At 61.1% G+C, this 17,911-nt stretch carries 15 protein-coding genes and 1 pseudogene; 3 read left to right on the top strand and 13 right to left on the bottom strand.

The genetic code is table 11. The features are described from left to right. Positions 1-22: 22 nt before the first annotated feature. Both ABNQ39_RS22685 and ABNQ39_RS22680 read right to left on the bottom strand, forming a co-directional pair. Positions 23-2,173, bottom strand: coding sequence for a beta strand repeat-containing protein (locus ABNQ39_RS22685; protein ID WP_376962659.1), 2,151 nt, complete (start codon positions 2,171-2,173; stop codon positions 23-25). Between the two features lie 183 nt (positions 2,174-2,356). Then, positions 2,357-2,569: pseudogene (locus ABNQ39_RS22680) on the bottom strand (calcium-binding protein); the annotation flags it as partial. A 265-nt stretch (positions 2,570-2,834) separates the two neighbouring features. On the opposite strand from ABNQ39_RS22680, the gene ABNQ39_RS22675 reads away from it, so the two are divergent. Continuing rightward, positions 2,835-3,911: an IS5 family transposase gene (locus ABNQ39_RS22675; protein ID WP_376960723.1), complete on the top strand. Its 1,077-nt coding sequence runs from the start codon at positions 2,835-2,837 to the stop codon at positions 3,909-3,911. A 542-nt stretch (positions 3,912-4,453) separates the two neighbouring features. Here the strand turns inward: ABNQ39_RS22675 and ABNQ39_RS22670 are convergent. The 11 genes from ABNQ39_RS22670 to ABNQ39_RS22620 all read right to left on the bottom strand — a co-directional run bounded on the left by ABNQ39_RS22670 (position 4,454) and on the right by ABNQ39_RS22620 (position 16,614). Beyond that, complete coding sequence (locus ABNQ39_RS22670) at positions 4,454-4,726, bottom strand: hypothetical protein (RefSeq protein WP_376960769.1); 273 nt, start codon at positions 4,724-4,726, stop codon at positions 4,454-4,456. A 349-nt stretch (positions 4,727-5,075) separates the two neighbouring features. Beyond that, complete coding sequence (locus ABNQ39_RS22665; protein ID WP_376960767.1) at positions 5,076-5,498, bottom strand: TIR domain-containing protein; 423 nt, start codon at positions 5,496-5,498, stop codon at positions 5,076-5,078. Beyond that, positions 5,485-5,970 carry a hypothetical protein gene (locus ABNQ39_RS22660; RefSeq protein ID WP_376960765.1) on the bottom strand — a complete coding sequence of 162 codons (486 nt, stop codon included), beginning with the start codon at positions 5,968-5,970 and terminating at the stop codon, positions 5,485-5,487. The genes ABNQ39_RS22665 and ABNQ39_RS22660 overlap by 14 nt, the downstream gene beginning before the upstream one ends. After that, positions 5,970-6,251 (bottom strand): hypothetical protein, encoded by a 282-nt coding sequence (locus tag ABNQ39_RS22655; RefSeq protein ID WP_376960763.1) that lies wholly within the window; start codon positions 6,249-6,251, stop codon positions 5,970-5,972. The genes ABNQ39_RS22660 and ABNQ39_RS22655 overlap by 1 nt, the downstream gene beginning before the upstream one ends. 725 nt (positions 6,252-6,976) lie before the next feature. Next, positions 6,977-7,387: a hypothetical protein gene (locus ABNQ39_RS22650; RefSeq protein ID WP_376960761.1), complete on the bottom strand. Its 411-nt coding sequence runs from the start codon at positions 7,385-7,387 to the stop codon at positions 6,977-6,979. Positions 7,388-7,460: 73 nt separating this feature from the next. Beyond that, entirely contained in the window at positions 7,461-8,027 is a 567-nt protein-coding gene (locus ABNQ39_RS22645; protein ID WP_376960759.1) for a hypothetical protein, read from the bottom strand. 12 nt (positions 8,028-8,039) lie between these two features. Continuing rightward, positions 8,040-9,644: a hypothetical protein gene (locus ABNQ39_RS22640; protein ID WP_376960757.1), complete on the bottom strand. Its 1,605-nt coding sequence runs from the start codon at positions 9,642-9,644 to the stop codon at positions 8,040-8,042. A 410-nt stretch (positions 9,645-10,054) separates the two neighbouring features. Beyond that, a complete protein-coding gene (locus tag ABNQ39_RS22635) occupies positions 10,055-10,270 on the bottom strand; it encodes a hypothetical protein (protein ID WP_376960755.1) in 216 nt (71 codons plus the stop codon). Between the two features lie 244 nt (positions 10,271-10,514). Beyond that, positions 10,515-11,129, bottom strand: a complete 615-nt coding sequence (locus ABNQ39_RS22630; protein ID WP_376960753.1) for a hypothetical protein — start codon at positions 11,127-11,129, stop codon at positions 10,515-10,517. A 216-nt stretch (positions 11,130-11,345) separates the two neighbouring features. After that, complete coding sequence (locus ABNQ39_RS22625) at positions 11,346-13,838, bottom strand: tetratricopeptide repeat protein (protein ID WP_376960751.1); 2,493 nt, start codon at positions 13,836-13,838, stop codon at positions 11,346-11,348. Positions 13,839-14,343: 505 nt separating this feature from the next. Then, positions 14,344-16,614 (bottom strand): tetratricopeptide repeat protein, encoded by a 2,271-nt coding sequence (locus tag ABNQ39_RS22620; RefSeq protein ID WP_376960749.1) that lies wholly within the window; start codon positions 16,612-16,614, stop codon positions 14,344-14,346. A gap of 213 nt (positions 16,615-16,827) precedes the next feature. Here ABNQ39_RS22620 and ABNQ39_RS22615 point away from each other — a divergent pair, with 213 nt between their 5' ends. Both ABNQ39_RS22615 and ABNQ39_RS22610 read left to right on the top strand, forming a co-directional pair. Then, a complete protein-coding gene (locus ABNQ39_RS22615; RefSeq protein WP_376960747.1) occupies positions 16,828-17,145 on the top strand; it encodes a hypothetical protein in 318 nt (105 codons plus the stop codon). 72 nt (positions 17,146-17,217) lie between these two features. After that, a complete protein-coding gene (locus tag ABNQ39_RS22610) occupies positions 17,218-17,385 on the top strand; it encodes a hypothetical protein (RefSeq protein ID WP_376960745.1) in 168 nt (55 codons plus the stop codon). Positions 17,386-17,911: the final 526 nt, after the last annotated feature.

Below are 17,911 nucleotides of genomic sequence, written 5' to 3'. Positions count from 1 at the left end.
GGAGCTTCCCCCGCTTGTTGGCTCAGAGTGTTACGAACCAGGCACTCGACACAGCCGCAGGTTGGATGCCGACCAGGGTGACGATATCGCTGGTGCCATAGGCGATCACCGCGTCGCCATTCGCATTGGTGTCCACACTGTAGCTCTGGCCGGCCGCCAGACCGATCCGGTCGCCCTGCGATGCGTCGAAATCGGTGATCGCGTCCAGGCCGTCCCCCACGGCGAACGCAAACAGATCGGTGCCGCTCCCTCCGGTCAGCACGTCGTTGCCCAGGCCGCCCAGCAGCGTGTCATTGCCGTCGGCACCATTGAGCGTGTCGTTCCCGGCGTTCCCCGCCAGCCAGTTGTCCAAGCCGTTGCCGATACCGCTGGCGTCATCGCCGCCCAGGAACAACAGCCGCTCGACGTTGTCGCCCAGTGTGAAGGCCGACAGGGTGGTCCGGACCTCGTCGATGCCGGTGCCGGCGCTTTCGATCACCGTGTCGCCGACGCTATCCACCAGATAGACATCGTCGCCAAGTCCACCGATCAGAGTATCGGCACCGAGTCCACCATCCAGCGTGTCGGCGCCCGCACCGCCCGCGATCAGGTTGTCCAATCCGTTGCCGGTGCCGGCAAAAGCCGACGCGCCGGTGTAGGTCAGGGCTTCCACCCCATCGGTCAGGGTGTAGCCGGTGAGGGCGGTCTGCACCTCGTCAATGCCCTCGCCGGCCAACTCGACCACCTGATCGCCAAAGCCGCCGACGAGATAGACGTCGTTGCCGGCCCCGCCGATCAGCAGGTTGCTTCCCGTCCCACCATCCAGGGTGTCGGCCCCATCGCCGCCACTGAGCGTGTCGTTGCCGAGGCCGCCGGCCAGCAGGTTGTCGAGCGCGTTTCCGGTGCCGACGAAGTCGCCGACGCCGCTGTAGGTCAGCAGTTCGACATTGGCGCCCAGCAGATAGCTCGACAGGCCGGTACGGACTTCGTCGGTTCCCTGGCCAGCCAGTTCCGTCACCACGTCGCCGGCATCGTCGACGATGTAAATGTCGTTGCCAGCCCCGCCGGCCATGCTGTCGGCCCCTAGCCCGCCGTCCAAGACGTTGGCGCCGCCGTTGCCGGTCAGCACGTTGTTTAGCGCGTTGCCAGTGGCGCTGATCGCCGCCGAGCCGGTCAGCGTCAGGTTCTCTACGTTGACGCCCAGCGTCCAACTGATCGACGCGTTCACCGTGTCGATCCCTTCGCCGACCAACTCCGTCACTACGTCGCCGGCATTGTCGACGACATAGGTGTCGTTGCCGATGCCGCCGACCAGCGTATCAGCACCGCCACCGCCGTTTAGCGTGTCGTCACCCTCAAGCCCGATCAGCAGGTTGGCTGCACCATTGCCGGTCAGTAGGTTGTTCGCCGCATTGCCGGTGCCGGCGAGGGCGGAGCCGGTCAGGGTAAGGTTTTCGAAATCGGCCATCAGGGTGTGGCTGATCGAACTCTGAACCGTATCGGTGCCTTCGCCCGGCAGTTCGATCAGCACGTCGCCGATGTTGTCAACGACATAGGTGTCATTGCCGGTGCCACCGATCAGGGTATCGGCCCCAGCCCCGCCGTTCAACGTGTCATTGCCGTCCAGCCCGGTCAGCAGATCGGCTCCTGCACCGCTGGTCAGGCTATTGTTCAAGGCGTTGCCGGTGAAGGTGACGGGGCCGGAGCCGGTATAGACGAGGTTCTCGACATTGGCGCCCAGCGTGTAGCTGGAAAGGCCGGTGCGCACGGTATCGGTGCCCTGACCGGCCAGTTCGGTGACGACGTCGCCCGTGTTATCGACGATGTAAGTGTCGTTGCCGGTACCACCCGTCAGGGTGTCGGCGCCGGCTCCGCCGTCCAGCGTGTCATTGCCGGCGTCTCCGGTCAGGCTGTCGTTGCCCACACCGCCAGTGATGAGGTTGTTACCAGTGTTGCCGGTGCCGGTGAAGGCCACAGTTCCAGTGTAGACGAGGTTCTCGACATTGGCCGCCAGGGTGTAGCTGGCGAGGATGGTGCGCACCTCGTCGGTGCCCTCGCCGGCGGCCTCGACGATCACGTCCCCGGCGTCGCTCACGAGGTAGGTGTCGTTGCCGGTGCCGCCGCGCAATGTGTCGATCCCGGCGCCACCATCCAGCGTGTCATTGCCGAAGCCGCCCTGGACAAGGTTGGCCAACTCATTGCCGGTCCCAGTGAATGCGCCACTGCCAATAAAGGTCAGGTTTTCTACGTTAGCAACCAACGTATAACTAGCCAGGGTAGTGCGCACCTCGTCAGTGCCTTCACCGGGCATTTCGACCGTCCTGTCTCCGACATCATCCACGACATAAATGTCGTTGCCGGGTCCTCCCAGTGCCAGGTCCGGCCCTTCCCCGCCGCTCAGCATGTCGTTGCCGGTGCCACCGACCAGGATATCGCTTCCCCCGCCGCCGTTCAGCATATCGGAACCGTCGAACCCATATACCACATCACGCCCGCCTGCGCCGTACAGCTGGTCGTCCTCTGGGGTGCCAGAAATCACAGTGAACGGGTTGGCGCTTTCACCTGCAGCCAAGCCGGTGAATTCCCTCATCCGCACGCCCAATCCAGATCCGTCCTGCCCCGCCCATACGGCGACGAATCCGCCATCAGGAAGAGCTGCAAGAAGAGGACGGTTCTGGTCGCCTGCCGAATCGTCAGTCAACAGGACATTGCCCCCCTGTGCAACACCGGCCGAGTCGTAACGCTGAATATAGACGCTCTGCTTCCCACCATTAGCAGGCCGCGGAAAAAGGCTATGCCCGGCCTGCCGGTCGTGATTCTCTGCGGTCGCAGAGAAAGCGGCCGGTGAGGGGACGATGCGGGGATCGGACGAACACAGCGAGGGCCTGTTCAGCTATGTGAGCTGTGAGGCCCGTGTTCCGGCGAGCCATCCTCTACGACCGATCCGTGCCATCGTTGATGAAGCGCTGGAGGTGATGTCGCCGGCGTTCGAGGGGCTGTACTCGACGATCGGGCGACCGTCGATCCCGCCGGAGAAGCTGCTGCGGGCGCTGCTGCTCCAGGCCTTCTACTCGGTGCGCTCGGAACGCCAGCTGATGGAACAGCTCGACTACAACCTGCTGTTCCGCTGGTTCGTCGGTTTGTCGATGGACGCCCCGGTGTGGGACGTTACGGTGTTCACCAAGAACCGTGAGCGCCTGCTGGCCGGCGATGTGGCGGCCAAGTTCCTGGCCGCCGTGCTGGGTCAACCCCGGGTCAAGGCGCTGCTGTCGGACGAGCACTTCTCGGTGGATGGGACGCTGATCGAAGCCTGGGCGTCGGTGAAGAGCTTCCGGCCCAAGGACGGCAGCGGCGAGCCGCCGGGGCCGGGACGCAACGGCGACCGCGACTTCCATGGTGAGAGGCGGTCCAACGAGACCCATGCCTCGACCAGTGATCCCGAGGCGCGGTTGTACCGCAAGGGCAACGGGCAGCCGGCGAAGCTGGCCTTCATGGGCCATGCGTTGATGGAGAACCGTCACGCCCTGGTGGTGAATGTCCGGCTGACGGCAGCCACCGGCTTGGCCGAACGCGAGGCGGCGGTTTCCATGGTCGAGGCCATCCCCGGCCGCCACCGCGTCACGGTGGGCGCCGACAAGGCTTACGACACCAAGGATTTCGTGGCGAACATGCGCGAGTTGGGCGCCGCTGCGCACGTCGCGCAGAACACGCGCAATCGCCGCTCGGCGATCGACGGACGGACCACCCGCCACCCTGGCTATACCGTGTCCTTGCGCATCCGCAAACGGATCGAGGAGGTGTTCGGCTGGATCAAGGGAGCTGGCTTGCGCAAAACGCGTCATCGCGGCATGGCCCGTGTCGGTTGGATGTTCACCCTGACCGCCACCGCCTACAACCTGATCCGCCTGCCCAAGCTGCTGGCGGCGGCATAATCACGCCCGGACTCCGCCTCAACGGCGGCTCCGGGCGTCTCGCAGCGCGAAAACGTGCTCCATTCTGACAAAAACGGGCGCCGAAAACGTCATTTCCAAGCCTCAGCGCAGGCAAAAAGCCGGAATATGTTCGTTTTTCCGCGACCTGCTAGTGGCCAACTGATGGAGCATTCTGACCGGTGCCATCAGTGCCGACGAGGTGGCCAACCTGGGTTTCGTCGACGTCCAGTTGTCCCATCAGCAGGACCTGGAGGAGGTCGCCGGTGGCAGCCTTCCGCTTTCAGCGCTCGATGTCCCCGCTTTCCAGTCGCACACGCAGGGTGCGACCGGAGCGAAGCGGAGCAGACGGCCGGACACCTCGCGCACTCACAGCGCATCAGAGGTGTCCGGCCCTCTTGTGGTAAGCGGGGGCATCGCATGGTAGCCCGACGCGATCCATAATGCTGAACCCGGAACAGATGGCCCTGCCACGCGCCAGGGCCTCCTAATCTGGATAAGAGATATCGTCGATGATCGTGTTCTGGATCGACCGCCTTTTGATGTTAGCGCAGGCCGACGGCACGAGGATCGCTATCGTCAACCACCGTCGCTTCCCGCAACACGCGTCGGCCATTCTCCGTTATCGTGTATTCGCCATAGACACCGTAATCGGACGGCAGGCCGCTCTGAGCGTTTGCACGGACAGCCCAATCGCTGGATACAAAACGGTCCATCATGGGGTTGTTCTTTTCGCTACCATCATCACTGATTTTTCGGGGGTATTCAGCGAGCCGTTTAAGAAGGTCATGTGCTGATTTCGCAATATAAATGGTCACTTGTATCACTCCATTTCCGTACGTTACATCCCCTACGGGCACACAATGTCAACCTTGTGTCTCACGAGGTTGCCGTTCTGGTCGATGATGTGGAGCGGGCAGAAGAGTCCCGCCTTCATCGGGCGACGAGTGTTGATTCTACGTTGTACATCGTCGGTTGTACGAAATTTTTCCAGCTTACTCGGCACTGCGGCGTTGTGCTGCAGGTCCTGCACGCCACTCAGTCAGTTCGCTGTGACTGACCAAGCAGCGCCTCTGCAGTGACCCAAGCTGCAGGACATTTTCATAGGTAGTAGGGCGAGCGAGAAGGCAGTGCATTGGGCCATCAAGGCCCGGTGCACTGGCCGCATCAGCGCATGACTTTGTTCCAGTCGATTTGGTGCCCCGCCGCCTGCAGCTCTTTGCCCAGCGCCTGCTTCCATCCGTTGCCGTCGTTCATCGGAGTCCAAACGACACCGGCAAAGTCACTGGGGATCTCCACCCGGCCCCGCATCAGGGCGCAGACGTTTTCCCGGCCAAGGCGGCCGATAAAGTAGCCGAGTTCCAGCAGCACGTTCTGGCGTGCCCTGGGTTCAGGCGCGCCTCCCTTGACGTTGCCTTCGTCGTCTGGAGTGAGGAGGACGACCGCAAAGCTGACGTCGCTGTTCGCTTCCACTTTCTCGATGATGGTCCGGCCACGATTCGCCTGCTCATGGAGGATGATGGGATCGAAACCAATGGTACTGAGGAAACGCGCAACCGTCTCACGCGCCTCTCCGTCATGCCCATGCACGATGAAAATCTTGTTGGTCAGCGGTACAACCAGCTGAGGGCGTACATTGCCATGGTTCAGGACATACGCTTTGTAATCGCGCACAAAGGGAATGATAATTTGGCTTGTAACGGCCTGCACCCCCCGACATGACTGAGTTACCAGAGTAACAATACATGTGACCAAAGTCCGCCATTGAATCAGGATTCTCGGCAAACCGTTCAATCAGCTGCAAGGTTAGCCCGAGCATCTGCTCGTGACTGTCGGGCCAAACAAGTTGAGCGCTGCCGACCATGCCCCCCTGAGTTTTCGCACTCTCAAGAAAGTGATCAAGATTCAGCCCTTCCGTCAGAGCTTTGTTGGCTGCAGCGAGGTCAGGATGCAACAGCAGGCGCCCAAGGGTCTTGAGCGGTCGCGGGTACGATTGCAGCTGAGCCGACTGGAGGTCCAACACCGCGTTGTTGATCTGCCCAAACAGATCGTTTCCGATCATCACGCATTACCCTCCAGGCGCGCCGCGGCGGCCTTCTCCAGAATGGCTTCCCGGTACCGCTGCTTCATTCCCTCAATCATGGGGGCAATAAGTGGGTTGGAAGCATAGGCGCCGAGCCGCTCATCAACCATTCCATTGACTGCGCTGATCGCAGCTTCGATGCTGCCAGGGTCATGCGGGTCGAATCTGACGGTGCCGAGTTCGCCACCAATTTCCTGCAGTGCATCCTGCGCCTCTTGCAGCTGGCGCTGAAGCTGGTCAAGTCCTGTCATTTTGAGCATCGCTGACTCGCCTCCCTTTCTCGACACCCTTTTGCCGAGTGTATTCTACCTCGAGTCTGATCAGATACGCGAAAATTTTGATCTCCACTGGCATGCCGGCGAGCGGATCACCCAGGGTGGCGCCATGGAGCGAGCATCAGGCGCAAGGACTCGACGTCGACGTGCTGGCGGCCGCGTTGGAGATCGAGGAGCCAGCCAGGCCGGTGCTGGCCAGCCTGGTCAAGGTCCGCATCGCCACCGGCGGTGCCGGCGAGGTGGCCATAGGCCCCTTTCGCTACAGCGGCCGAACGCTTCGGCCGCTCCTTTGGCAGACAGCAGCAGGTCAATGCCTGCCTGGACATCTCAGCGCCAGCGCGGCGGAGTCGCTTCGCCAAGCCCCAGTTGTGGGCGAACGCTAATGTTTCATCCGGGTATTTGCGTAACCAATTGATATTTCGTATCTGTGGGATCGCTGCTTTACTCAATGAATCATCCTGATTCCGGCGTCAGGCCTGTGTGCAACGGGAAAGCTGACCCCAGAGTATCACCCCTGCCTGGATTTGCGAAACCGGTCCAGTATTCGTTCCGCCTCCTCGATCCTCCCGAGAATCAGAAGGAATTGGACCTTCGGCTGCGCCGCCGCGTGGCCGCCATTCTCCGCAATGGTGGAGGTAGTCATCGCGCACTCTGGATTGGAGCGTCGCGTAGATAGACTCGACGCTCCAATCCCGATCAAACTCACGCAATTAGACGGGGGTCGGAAACCCAACTTTCGCCGGAGCCCCGGTTGCCGAGGTGAACAGTTGAACGATGGTGATGGCCAGTTGTACGGCGCGGTCACCCGCCTTCGCCTGACCGATCAAGTCGTCGACCCGGTTAGCCATCTGTGTGAGCTTGTCGACCGTCGCGGCCGGAGGGGGCACGAGCGCCACCAAGTTGGCATAGAACGCGATCTTGAGCTGATCATGTGCTTCGAGCCGCTGATTGATCTCGTTGATCTGCCCGTTGGTCCGTTGCTTTTCTGCCCCATCGGGCAGGTCAGCGCGCTCAATCTCCAAAACCATGCGAGCGTCCTCCAACCCGTGGCGGGTTGCCCGCCACGCCTGCAGCCACGCGTTGATCTCGTCATCCGTATAGTGGTCGAACGGCCTGGCCATGGGAACCTCGCTGGTAATATTCAGGTCAACGGGACTGGACATTCGGGCACGGCCATAGGTGTCCGCCGCAGCCTCACTGCTTTGGCGCAGTTGGCTTGGCGTCCTGCTCGGCTTTTCGGGCTTCTTCCTGCTTCTTGACGTCATCACGGACCGCCTTTGAATAATTGATGAGGAACTTTGCTCGCTGGTACAGCGGCTCGGCTTTAGACAGTGCGTCGGTTGCCTTCGCCGTCGCCGAAATCGCGTCGATGGCCGGCGTGGGCTTCAACTCCAGCTCAGGCGAACGAGAGGGCGCGAGGTCCGCCGGAATGCTGCTGGTGCTGCCGCGCAAAACGTTGAAGCGGCGGACCTTTTCCTTTTCCCCGGCGGCATCCCAGATGACGATTTGATCGCGCAGAGTAGCTTCGCTTCTGTCGAGTTCAGCGGCTCGGCGCTGTTGAACGGCAAGGCGGGCTTTGTTGACTCGAGCCGTGTCTGCGGCACTCCGTTGAAACTCCTGGTCCAGCATGACCAGGGCCTTCGTAGTCTCCTTAGCGTAGTCTCTAAGGTCGCCGGGCGTATCGCAGCCGGCGAGCGTCACCGACGACAGGCAGCCGCAAACGATGGCAAGCCTGCGTAAGCAATAGTGATTGCACAGCATGGTCGTTCCCCCCTACAACCGGCCAGCGATCGCGCCGAGCCCGGCGCCGGTGACGATCAGCCGGGCAAGTTCCTCCGGTTTGACACCGGCCGCATGGTAGGCGGCGATCTGGTTGATCGGCGTGTCGAGCACCGCTTGGTATGCAGTGTAGGCGTACAGGCTGCTGTCCACCGCCATCTGGTGATCGATGTCGTTCAACTGCGCATCGGCAAGCGCCCGGCCTCGCTCACCCTGGTAGACCGCATCGGCGTAGTGCTTGGCAGCCGCCGCGAACTGCTTGTTATTCAGCCGCGCCTGTCGCAGTCCGGATAGTTCCAGCAGCAAAGCCTCAAATTGGCTTTCTAGTGCGCCGATGCGGTCCTGCGCCCGCGTGATTGTACGCTGTGCCTGTTCGAGGATGGCCTGTTGCCGCGCACGTTCCATGAGCAGTGCGGAAATTGGCGGGGCATTGAGATCGGCGTCAATGGCCGCTACTTGGTCAGCTAGCGTCGGCATCGTCTTGAGGATGGCCTTAGCCGCCGCGATCTCCGACTTGCGCTCGGCTGCGGCAGCGGCGTTGGGCTCCGCCCCGGCGTCGTCCTTCGCAGGGGCCTTCGCCTCCGCTTCCGGCGGATCGATAACCGCCTTCAACACGGTATTGATGGACTCGATGCGCTTGCGCGCGGCGGCCTCCTTACCCAAGCCGACCGCGATTGCAGCGCCATCAAGGCCCTCCAGAGCCTTCGACAGATCCCGGCCACGGGCCAGGACCTCTGGAGCGACCAACGAGGGCGCCTTGACCACGGCGTCCTTGACGGCTCGCTCGCTTCGGGCAACCTCCGCTTTCGCCCTTGCGGCCTCCTTGATGTTGCCATTTAGGCGGACCCTGGCGTTAAGGATTTCGCCGTATGTACTCTTGAGGGCCGAGCCATCCGGCAGGGCAAGAACACTGGTGGCGAGCCTATCGGATCGCTGAACAAGAGTCTGGCAGCGCAGGACATAGTCGTCGTAGCTCTCCTTGAGGCGAGTTTTCAAGGCGGGTATTTGTTCCCGTTCCAGGTGCGTCTGGAATTCTCCCGGCAGGGCAGCCGCGTCCGGTAGTGCCGCGTCGCACGCCGGTGGCTCCAATCCCCAGAGCAGCCAGACGTCCTGCGCCGCGGCGGTGAGTTCCCCGCGAGCACTAGCCAGCGTAATGTGCTGGACTTCGATCTTTCTGGAAAGATCTGTGGTTCCGGCCTGGACGCCTAACGCACTCTCACGCTTGGCGATCATCGTGTTCAGAGACTGGCCTTCAAGCAGCCGCACAATCGCGTTGTCCCGTGCAAAGCGCGCGTGGCGTTCGGCCAAGGCACCGCTACGCTCAGCGAACGCCTTCAAGTTTTCACGCTGGGGATCATAGACCGCTACGGCGGTCGTTTTGGCAAATTGGGCTTTCGCCTCTTTTCCAAGCGCATCTTTGTCTGCGTCGTACAGATGCGCCCCGCCGCACCCAGCAAGCACTAAGACCAGCGCGGCCGGCGCTATAGGCATGAGCCTTTGGCGGTCATGCAACTGCGATGCAAGTATCCTTGAGGTGTGGATGCTGACTCTGTCCGCAACACAGCGCAACATTGTTGCAATAAGGGGAGTTTGCTTCACGACACTCTCCACGCCTATTAACTATGTCTATGCATATTACGCAGATAAATAACTTAAATAATATTGTCCGTAGGTAATAGTGTAGTTCAGATGCTAATATTATAGTATGCATGGCCTATGCATGCGACCAAATGAGAAGCTCTCCATAATCATGATTAAGCTCAAACACATAAGATGTGCCGCGTCATACCAACGGCGCCCGAAGGTTCCATTGAGATGCCGCTGTACCATCTGTTTGAGGCTGAGCAGCAAAGTTCACTTGAAGCCGATGAACTGCATCGCCTGTACAAGGAAGCGAAGAATGCGACGGAGCGGGCGCACATTCAGATCATCTGATTGCTGACCAGCTGGCGCTCGGCCCTGTTCGTTGCCGAGGTGATGAACCGCTCCGGGTTTGTCGGAAACTGTATTCAGGCTGCTTCGCGTAGTTGGTAATCGGTCCCCATGGCGATCACCGCGTTTAGGGTGAAGAGGAGCTTCCTTGCCGTGGCGATAAGAGCGGCTTTGCCCGGTTTTCCGGCGGTCTGAAGCCGCTCCCAAAACTCTCCCTTTTGCGACACCTCTTCACGGGAGAATTCTACCGCGCACATCATCGGATGCGCGAAAAATATGATCGCTGCCGGCATACCGGCGAACGAATCGCGCAGGGCGGCGCCGTGCCGTCGGTGCAGCGGCGCACCAGGCGCAGGGCCTCGACGTCGACGTGCTGGCGGCCGCGGTGGAGATCGAGGAGCCGGCCGGGCGAATGCTGGTCAGCCTGATCCGGATCGCCGCCGACGGCGCCCCAATGCTGGCGCCGGGGCATTCAATTACGTTGAATTTTCCCTGGCGTTCTGCTTGCCACTAGCGCCGTTCTAACATCTTCACAATTCAAATTTCTGGCTCTTTTCCTGAATATTTCTTAAGTGCTTTTGAGAAAAATCTTCTAACGAGGAATATAAATCCAATTAATATAACGATAGCAATGGATATACGATACACCGGCCCGTAAGGATCCTTCATACGTGTGGTAGCATAAATTTGGGCATACCCGGCCGTGTTAACATCAGCATTACCTATTGCCCATATCAAGTCACAATAAACTGTCTTTTCTGCATTAAAACCACTGCTTTGTCCATATGGATAATTGTGCCTCCAGTCGCCCTTACTATTTTGATCGTTGCAAATGAATTCAGTTCTTGGGTTTTCTAACACCCATCCATCGTTTGCTCTAATGCAAAATGTTTCGGATTGTCTCGTTCTTCCATTTAAATAGTAATTTTTTCGGCTATCGGAGGCGCAATTATTCTTTTCATCAAACAATTTTACTTGGTGACTGAGACCAAAAATCTCTTTAATCCATGGTTCGCCTGCCGTATCGCTCAATTCTTTTAAAGAGTGAATAAATTTATTGACTTCCTGAACAACAATGTTGCCTTTTCCGATGGCAACAGCGATCGCTGCAAGGACAGCCGCAAAGAACAGGATGCGGAGACGTATACCCATTTCGGCTCACACCTTATGTTAAAATTGCAATATAATTTTGAAAGCGGAAGATCGGGTTACACACACTTTCATCACTCCCTTTCGCGACATCCCTTCACGGGAGAATTCTACCGCACGCATCGCTGGATGCGCGAAAAATATGATCACCGCCGGCATGCCGGCGAGGTGGCCATGCGCCCCTTTTGCGACACCATCAATGCCGCAGTATAACCACAATCATCGGCCCGCTGCTTCGAGCAGGTGACCGACTAATTCCTTCGCCTTAGGCAATTGAGCCTCATAATAATTGGCATGGGCGTGTTCAACGTCTCGGAAAAAGTTGTAAGCATGCTCGATTTGGTTCAAGGCCCGGCGTGCTATGGCAGGGTCGCGACGCTTTTCAGCAAGGAGCATCAATGTGACACCCTGGTTTCCAAGGCTCATCGCCCAGTCGAGCGGCGCCTGCTCGCAAGTGTATTCTTCCAGCGCAGCGCAGTAGGCGGCGATGGCCTCTTCCAGTAGTTCGGCCCTTCCTTCACGCTCCCCGAGTGTCTGCAGCGCGGTACCGAGATTGTTCTGGGTCATCGCCCAGTCGAGCGGTGACCGCTTCCGGGTGCGCTCCTCCAGGGCAGACCGGAACGCAACGACGGCCTCCTCCAGTAGGTCGGTCTCCCCCTCGCGCCTCCCGAGCGTGGACAGCGCGGTGCCCAGGTTACTCTGCATTGTCGCCCATTGGAGCGGGGCGTCCTCGCGGCTGTATTCCTCCAAGGCGGCTTGATAGGCGACGACGGCCTCCTTCAGCCGGCCGGTCCCTGCTTCGCGTTCATCGAGCATGCACAACACGTTCCCGAGGTTGTTCTGGGTCATTGCCCATTGGAGTGGGGCGCGCTTGCGGCTGCGCTCCTTCAGGGCAGACCGGAACACAACGACGGCCTCTTCCAGCCGACTGGTCCCCGCCTCGCGCTCCCCAAGCTTGGACAGCGCGGTGCCGAGGTTGTTCTGGGTCATCGCCCATTGAAGCGGGTTATGCTCGCGGGGGCGATCCTCCAGGGCGTCCAGGACGACACGGAAGGTCGCGACGGCCTCCTTCAGCCGACTGGTGCCCGCCTCGCGCGCCCCGAGCACGGATAGCGCAGCGCCGAGGTTGTTCTGCGTCTTGGCCCATTGGAATCGCTCGCGCTTGCTGGCTGGCTTCTCCAAGGCGTCCAGGGCGGTCCGAAAGGCAATGACGGCCTCCTTCAGCCGACTGGTCCCCGCTTCGCGCTCCCCGAGCCTGGACAGTGCGCTGCCCAGGTTGTTCTGGGTCATCGCCCATTGGAGCAGCGTGCTCGCACGAGTGTATTCCAACAGGGTGGTGCGGTAGACCGCGACCGCAACAAGCAACGCCGCATTCTCACCCCGGCGATGGCCGCGCTCGTAATATTCTTCAGCCTTATTGAACAGCCATTTTCCCAGCGCATTCTGACTGTTGGCACCCTCGATCACCGCCATCTTCCGGAGCTTTGCCGCAGCCGCTTCTCCGTCGAGGGCAAGTTCATCGAAGCGCACAGCCTCTTCCAATAGACGGACTTGTCGGCGCCGACGCTTCTCCTGCCGGCCCGCCTCCTCCCGCTCCTCCCGAGCCAGTTCCTCCATGAAAGCCGAAGACGCTTCCTTCAATTGGCCTGCTAGAAAGCATCCTTCGGCCTTGCGCCGCGCCGCCTCGAATGTCTTGTCCTCGTTGCTGTGGCGCCCCAGCTCTCGGCTGGCAGTTTCGATCCAGTTGTCCAGCCAGGGAATCAGATCGTCCCGGTCGAGATCTTCTCCGCCGATCCGCTTCAGAATTGCCCGGATCGCTGCTTCCGGAATGCCCTGCGCCACTGCTTGCAGCAGGGTGCCTTTGCCGTGCAACATGGCTAGGATCTCATCAACCTTCTCTTCCGTCCGCTTGGCATACCCATCAATGCGATGCATCGTCTTGGCGGCATCGCCAGCCAGCAAGTTCAGCGTGTCCAAGCCCGCGAGGATCGCCGGAAGTCCGCTGTTGACGCTTTCCAGCGCCGCCAGGGTCTTTCTGGCGAGCTCTTGGGCCACGCCCTGCGTCGCCATGTGGAACCCAGTGGTCGCCTGGGGGTATTTCGTCGGATCCTTGAGCGTCTCGGCGAAGGAGGCAAAGACCAGATCGCCGAAAGATCGCCGGTCGCACCCACCCAGTTGCGCCACCCCCTCGGCGGCGATGCGGACGACGATGGGCGGTACCTCGCCGACGTCGCCCCCGGCGACCAGGGCGGCGAGGGTGGCGGCAAAGCCGGCCGTGACTGCCCCGGCTTCGCCATAGCGATCAGCCATCCCGAGGGAAACCGTCTCCGCGGCTCCCCGCACCACCAGCGGAAGATGGCGGTCGATCGCGGTCGTGCCGGGCGCTGTCCGCCGATCGAAGGTGGCGTCGCGGATGGCGCGCAGCTGCGCGATGGCCAGCCCGTGGAAACGGTCGATGTCGGCGCGCTGGAGGTCGGTCCACTCTGGCGAGCGAGCCGCCTTGCGACCGGCATCAAGGACGTGTTCGGCCGCGTCGATCCAGGCGACGCGCAAGACCCGGATGAGGTCGTGGTTGTCGGCGATGATCGCGAAGGGGTCGAAATCCTGAAGCCGCTCCAGCGCCCACTTCTTCCGGTGTTCCGGGATCAGCGCGAGAGCGGCTTTGGGCAGAGTGCCCAGAATGGCATCGAGGAGCTTTTCCGTGAACGACACTGCCCGCTTTCGCCTTCCCGGTTGTGCATCCTAACTCTATACAGGGCGTTCCGGACTTGGAAGCTGAGGAAAACACAGCCGGGATGATGCGAATAGCGGTGTTGCTCGGGCAAGGCGGTTTGGCCGGGTCGGAGGGCCAGCGAACTGGCTACGTGCCTCCTTTTCGCGACGCGCATTTTACCGCCCCCGTTTCGTGCGCGCATCTTCGGATGCGCGAAAATTTGGATCGCTGCCGGCGGCGCTGAGGTGTAGAACCTGCCGGCGGGTGTGGGCGCCGCGGTGGCGCGGGCATCGTACGCCGGCGGCTTCGTCGACATCGAGCACCAGGCGGAGGCAGCCGACCGGCCGGGCCGGTGGCAATGTTAACTAGACCTCCCAGAGATTTGATACTGGTGAAACGAAGATTCTCGCCATTTTTATTTAAAATTACGTTAGAATATCAAAGAAAATCTAATCATTTCCCTTATTACCGTGGAAGCTTGTTCTAATTTATCTATTTACATTCTCACTGCGCTGATAGATATGCCGGGACGATCTTCCTCAGTGCCTCATTTATTTTTTTAACCTGTTTGGTGTAAGTTCTCGGAGTATCCACCGACAATGCCCGATAGATGGCGAGGGCCTCCTTGTAGGCGGTCTCCGCTTCGGCCAGCCGGCCGGTGTCGCTCTGGAGAATGCCGAGGTTGTTCAGGGTCGAGGCGAGGTCGGGCCGGTAGGCGCCAGGGTCGTGCGCTGCCAACTCGCGATAGATGGCGAGGGCCTCCTTGTAGGCGGTCTCCGCCTCGGCCGGCCGGCCGGTGTCGCTCTGGAGAATGCCAAGGTTGTTCAGGGTCGAGGCGAGGTCGGGCCGGTAGGCGCCAGGGTCGTGCGCTGCCAACTCGCGATAGATGGCGAGGGCCTCCTTGTAGGCGGTCTCCGCTTCGACCGGCCGGCCGGTGTCGCTCTGGAGAATGCCAAGGTTGTTCAGGGTCGAGGCGAGGTCGGGCCGGTAGGCGCCAGGGTCGTGCGCTGCCAACTCGCGATAGATGGCGAGGGCCTCCTTGTAGGCGGTCTCCGCCTCGGCCGGCCGGCCGGTGTCGCTCTGGAGAATGCCAAGGTTGTTCAGGGTCGAGGCGAGGTCGGGACGGTAGGCGCCAGGATCGCGCGTCGCCAACTCGCGCCGGATCGCGAGGGCCTCCTTGTAGGCGGCCTCCGCTTCGGCCGGCCGGCCGGTATCGCTCTGGAGAACGCCGAGGTTGTTCAGGGTCGAGGCGAAGTCGGGCCGGTAGGTGCCAGGATCGCGCGTCGCCAACTCGCGCCGGATCGCGAGGGCCTCCTTGTAGGCGGCCTCCGCTTCGGCCGGCCGGCCGGTATCGCTCTGGAGAACGCCAAGGTTGTTCAGGGTCGAGGCGAGGTCGGGACGGTAGGCGCCAGGATCGCGCGTCGCCAACTCGCGCCGGATCGCGAGGGCCTCCTTGTAGGCGGCCTCCGCTTCGGCCGGCCGGCCGGTATCGCTCTGGAGAACGCCGAGGTTGTTCAGGGTCGAGGCGAGGTCGGGCCGGTAGGCGCCAGGGTCACGCGTCGCCAACTCGCGCCGGATCGCGAGGGCCTCCTTGTAGGCGGTCTCCGCTTCGGCTGGCCGGCCGATGTGGCTCTGGAGAACGCCGAGGTTATTCAGGATCGAGGCGAGGTCAGGCCGGTAGGCGCGAGGGTTGTGCGCTGCCAACTCACGCCGGATCGCGAGGACTTCCTTGTAGGCGGCCTCCGCTTCGGCCAACCGGCCGATGTGGCTCTGGAGAACACCGAGGTTATTCAGCGCCGAGGCAAGGTAAGGCCGGTAGGCGCCAGCATCGAGCGCTACCAACTCGCGCCGGATCGCCAGGGCCTCCTTGTACGTGGCCTCCGCCTCGATCAGACGGCCGGCGTTCCTCTGAAGGATTCCGAGATTGTTCAACGTCGAGGCGAGGTCATGCCGGTAGGCACCGGGGTTGAGCGCTGTCAACTCGCGCAGGATCACCAGAGCTTCATTATAGGCGTCCTCCGCCTTGGTTGGCTGCCCAGTGTCACTCCAGAGTTTACCGAGACTGTTTAGCGTTGAAGCTAGGTCATGCCGGTAGGTGCCAGGGTCACGCGCTGCCAGTTCGCGCCGGCCCACAAGGGCGGCGGTCCATGCCTTTTCCGCTAAGGAAAACTCCCGCTCTTGGTAAGCAGCCCTTCCATAGCCATCGGCGTAAAGCAGATTTTCCGGCGCGTAGCGGAACGCCTTTTCGAAATGAGGCAGCGCCTGCGCCGGAGCGAAGCGCAGCATTTCAAGATTGCCCATGTCGTATTGGATCGCTGCCGCCCTCAGCACGCTGGCTTCCTCCCTAGCTGCCATTTCCTTCAACATCGCTTCTGCCCGATCGAATTCTCCTCGCTTGACCAAATCCCGCGCCTCCTGGACGAGTGCGCTTTGGTCGGGATTATCGGCCAAGCGCACCTCAAGCTCATGATAGCGCCGCTCCCAATCGTCCACTCGCTGGCGTAGGATGTCTGTCAGGTCGTTAAGGTTGCGCAACGTCCGAGAGGTATCGGCCTGCACAAAGAACTCTCGGACTAACTCAGAAAGCTTCGCTTCGAGATAGCGCAGCGCCTCCGGATCGACGTTGGTGCATGAAATCGTCACCTGACCGGAGTTATTGACGATCGGCGGGCTGCATTGACCGCTAGACCGCTGCTCAATGCGGCTTCCTGGAGGTAGGTCGGCCGTATAAGCCGAAGGAACATCGCCGCAGAGAAAAGCCGCCACGATAAACATTATCAACCGCCTGACTGCCATCGTACCGCCTCCCTAATCCAAACGGCTTTGCATCTCCTAGAGGACTCTTCTCCAGACGGGGATAGTGGTATAACAGCATTTGAAAAGGGGTGGGGAGATGAAGAAATGCCCTCAGGGAACGAACCCGGATCGGAACACAGGATTGAACGCATAGCGGCAACCTTTTCAGCAATTGCGATCGTTGGCACAGCCATGTGGCTGCTGATCCGCAACGAGCCGATCGCAGATCCGAAGCTGTTCTTCGCCCTGCGTGTCATCGTGAGCGTTGCCGCCGCCGTCCTCGGCGCCGCTATCCCCGGCTTTCTCCAAGTCCGTTGGTCCCGAGGCGGGCTGGCCGTTCGAGCCGGAGGGGCGCTCGCCCTCTTCGTGCTGACCTTCGTCTACACGCCAGATCTGGTCACTGGCCATGATGCCGGTCCTACGAACGTCATCCAGTCCTCTACCGGAGATGCCAGCCCACCGATCAGCGGAAACTCCGGCAGCATCACGATTCACAATGGGAAGCGGTGAGGCCACAACTGGCGCCGTCGCTCCCTTTCGCGACACCCCTTCACGGGAGAATTCTACCGCGCGCATCGCCGGATGCGCGAAAAATATGATGGCCGCCGGCATGCCGGCGAGCAGATCGCCCAGGGCAGCGCCGCGCCGTCGGCGCCGGACAGTAGGCACCAGGCGCAGGGCCTCGACATCGACCTGCTGGCGGCCGTGGTGGAGATCGAGGAGCTGGCCGGGCCGGTGCTGGCCAGCTGATCGCCACCGGCATGCCGGCAAGGTGGCCATGGCCCTTTTCGCGACAGCGGCCGTCCGCTCCAGGCCGCCTGGTGACGCGATCAGGTGGGGACCGCTTGAGGGTGCTGAGCATGGCCATGCGGCGAGGCGGACGCAAGGGATCGGGCTTGGTCGGGTCCTGTTCGGGGCCTGCGACTCGTCCAGTTGCGACCATCGTTTGCTGCACCCGGCCCCTACATGTGGAGCCAAGGGGATATGATCCCTCGGCTGGTAGCGTCCCACTCGGCCGCGGATGGGGCATAATTCCCCTGCCCGGCTAAGTGCTTGTTCCATATGACACAACCGGAGCGCGGAACAGATTATATGGAAAACGAGCCTGCACAACCGAAAGCGAGGGGGGCACTCGCGGGCGGGGGCTTGACGGAGAACTGAGGAAAATGTATATACATGCGTGTTGCGTTTGTGGTCTGCCTGCCACCTGCGCAACGCAACAACGCACCTGTCGTTAAACAAAACGGTTCATCCGCCGGCGAACCAAACCTGAAGG

Origin of the sequence: Azospirillum sp. A26 (genome assembly GCF_042604635.1) — a bacterium.
GTDB lineage: Bacteria > Pseudomonadota > Alphaproteobacteria > Azospirillales > Azospirillaceae > Azospirillum > Azospirillum palustre.
The sequence above is the reverse complement of the archived record's forward strand: the minus strand, read 5'-3'. Positions and strand labels throughout refer to the sequence as shown.

Coding starts and splice junctions, on each gene's coding strand:
- ABNQ39_RS22675 (WP_376960723.1), top strand. CDS start 2,835: ATGCGGGGATCGGACGAACACAGCGAGGGCCTGTTCAGCTATGTGAGC.
- ABNQ39_RS22620 (WP_376960749.1), bottom strand. CDS start 16,614: ATGTTTATCGTGGCGGCTTTTCTCTGCGGCGATGTTCCTTCGGCTTAT.
- ABNQ39_RS22655 (WP_376960763.1), bottom strand. CDS start 6,251: ATGCTCAAAATGACAGGACTTGACCAGCTTCAGCGCCAGCTGCAAGAG.
- ABNQ39_RS22610 (WP_376960745.1), top strand. CDS start 17,218: ATGCGCGAAAAATATGATGGCCGCCGGCATGCCGGCGAGCAGATCGCC.
- ABNQ39_RS22635 (WP_376960755.1), bottom strand. CDS start 10,270: ATGCCGGCAGCGATCATATTTTTCGCGCATCCGATGATGTGCGCGGTA.
- ABNQ39_RS22630 (WP_376960753.1), bottom strand. CDS start 11,129: ATGGGTATACGTCTCCGCATCCTGTTCTTTGCGGCTGTCCTTGCAGCG.
- ABNQ39_RS22645 (WP_376960759.1), bottom strand. CDS start 8,027: ATGCTGTGCAATCACTATTGCTTACGCAGGCTTGCCATCGTTTGCGGC.
- ABNQ39_RS22615 (WP_376960747.1), top strand. CDS start 16,828: ATGTGGCTGCTGATCCGCAACGAGCCGATCGCAGATCCGAAGCTGTTC.
- ABNQ39_RS22660 (WP_376960765.1), bottom strand. CDS start 5,970: ATGATCGGAAACGATCTGTTTGGGCAGATCAACAACGCGGTGTTGGAC.
- ABNQ39_RS22650 (WP_376960761.1), bottom strand. CDS start 7,387: ATGGCCAGGCCGTTCGACCACTATACGGATGACGAGATCAACGCGTGG.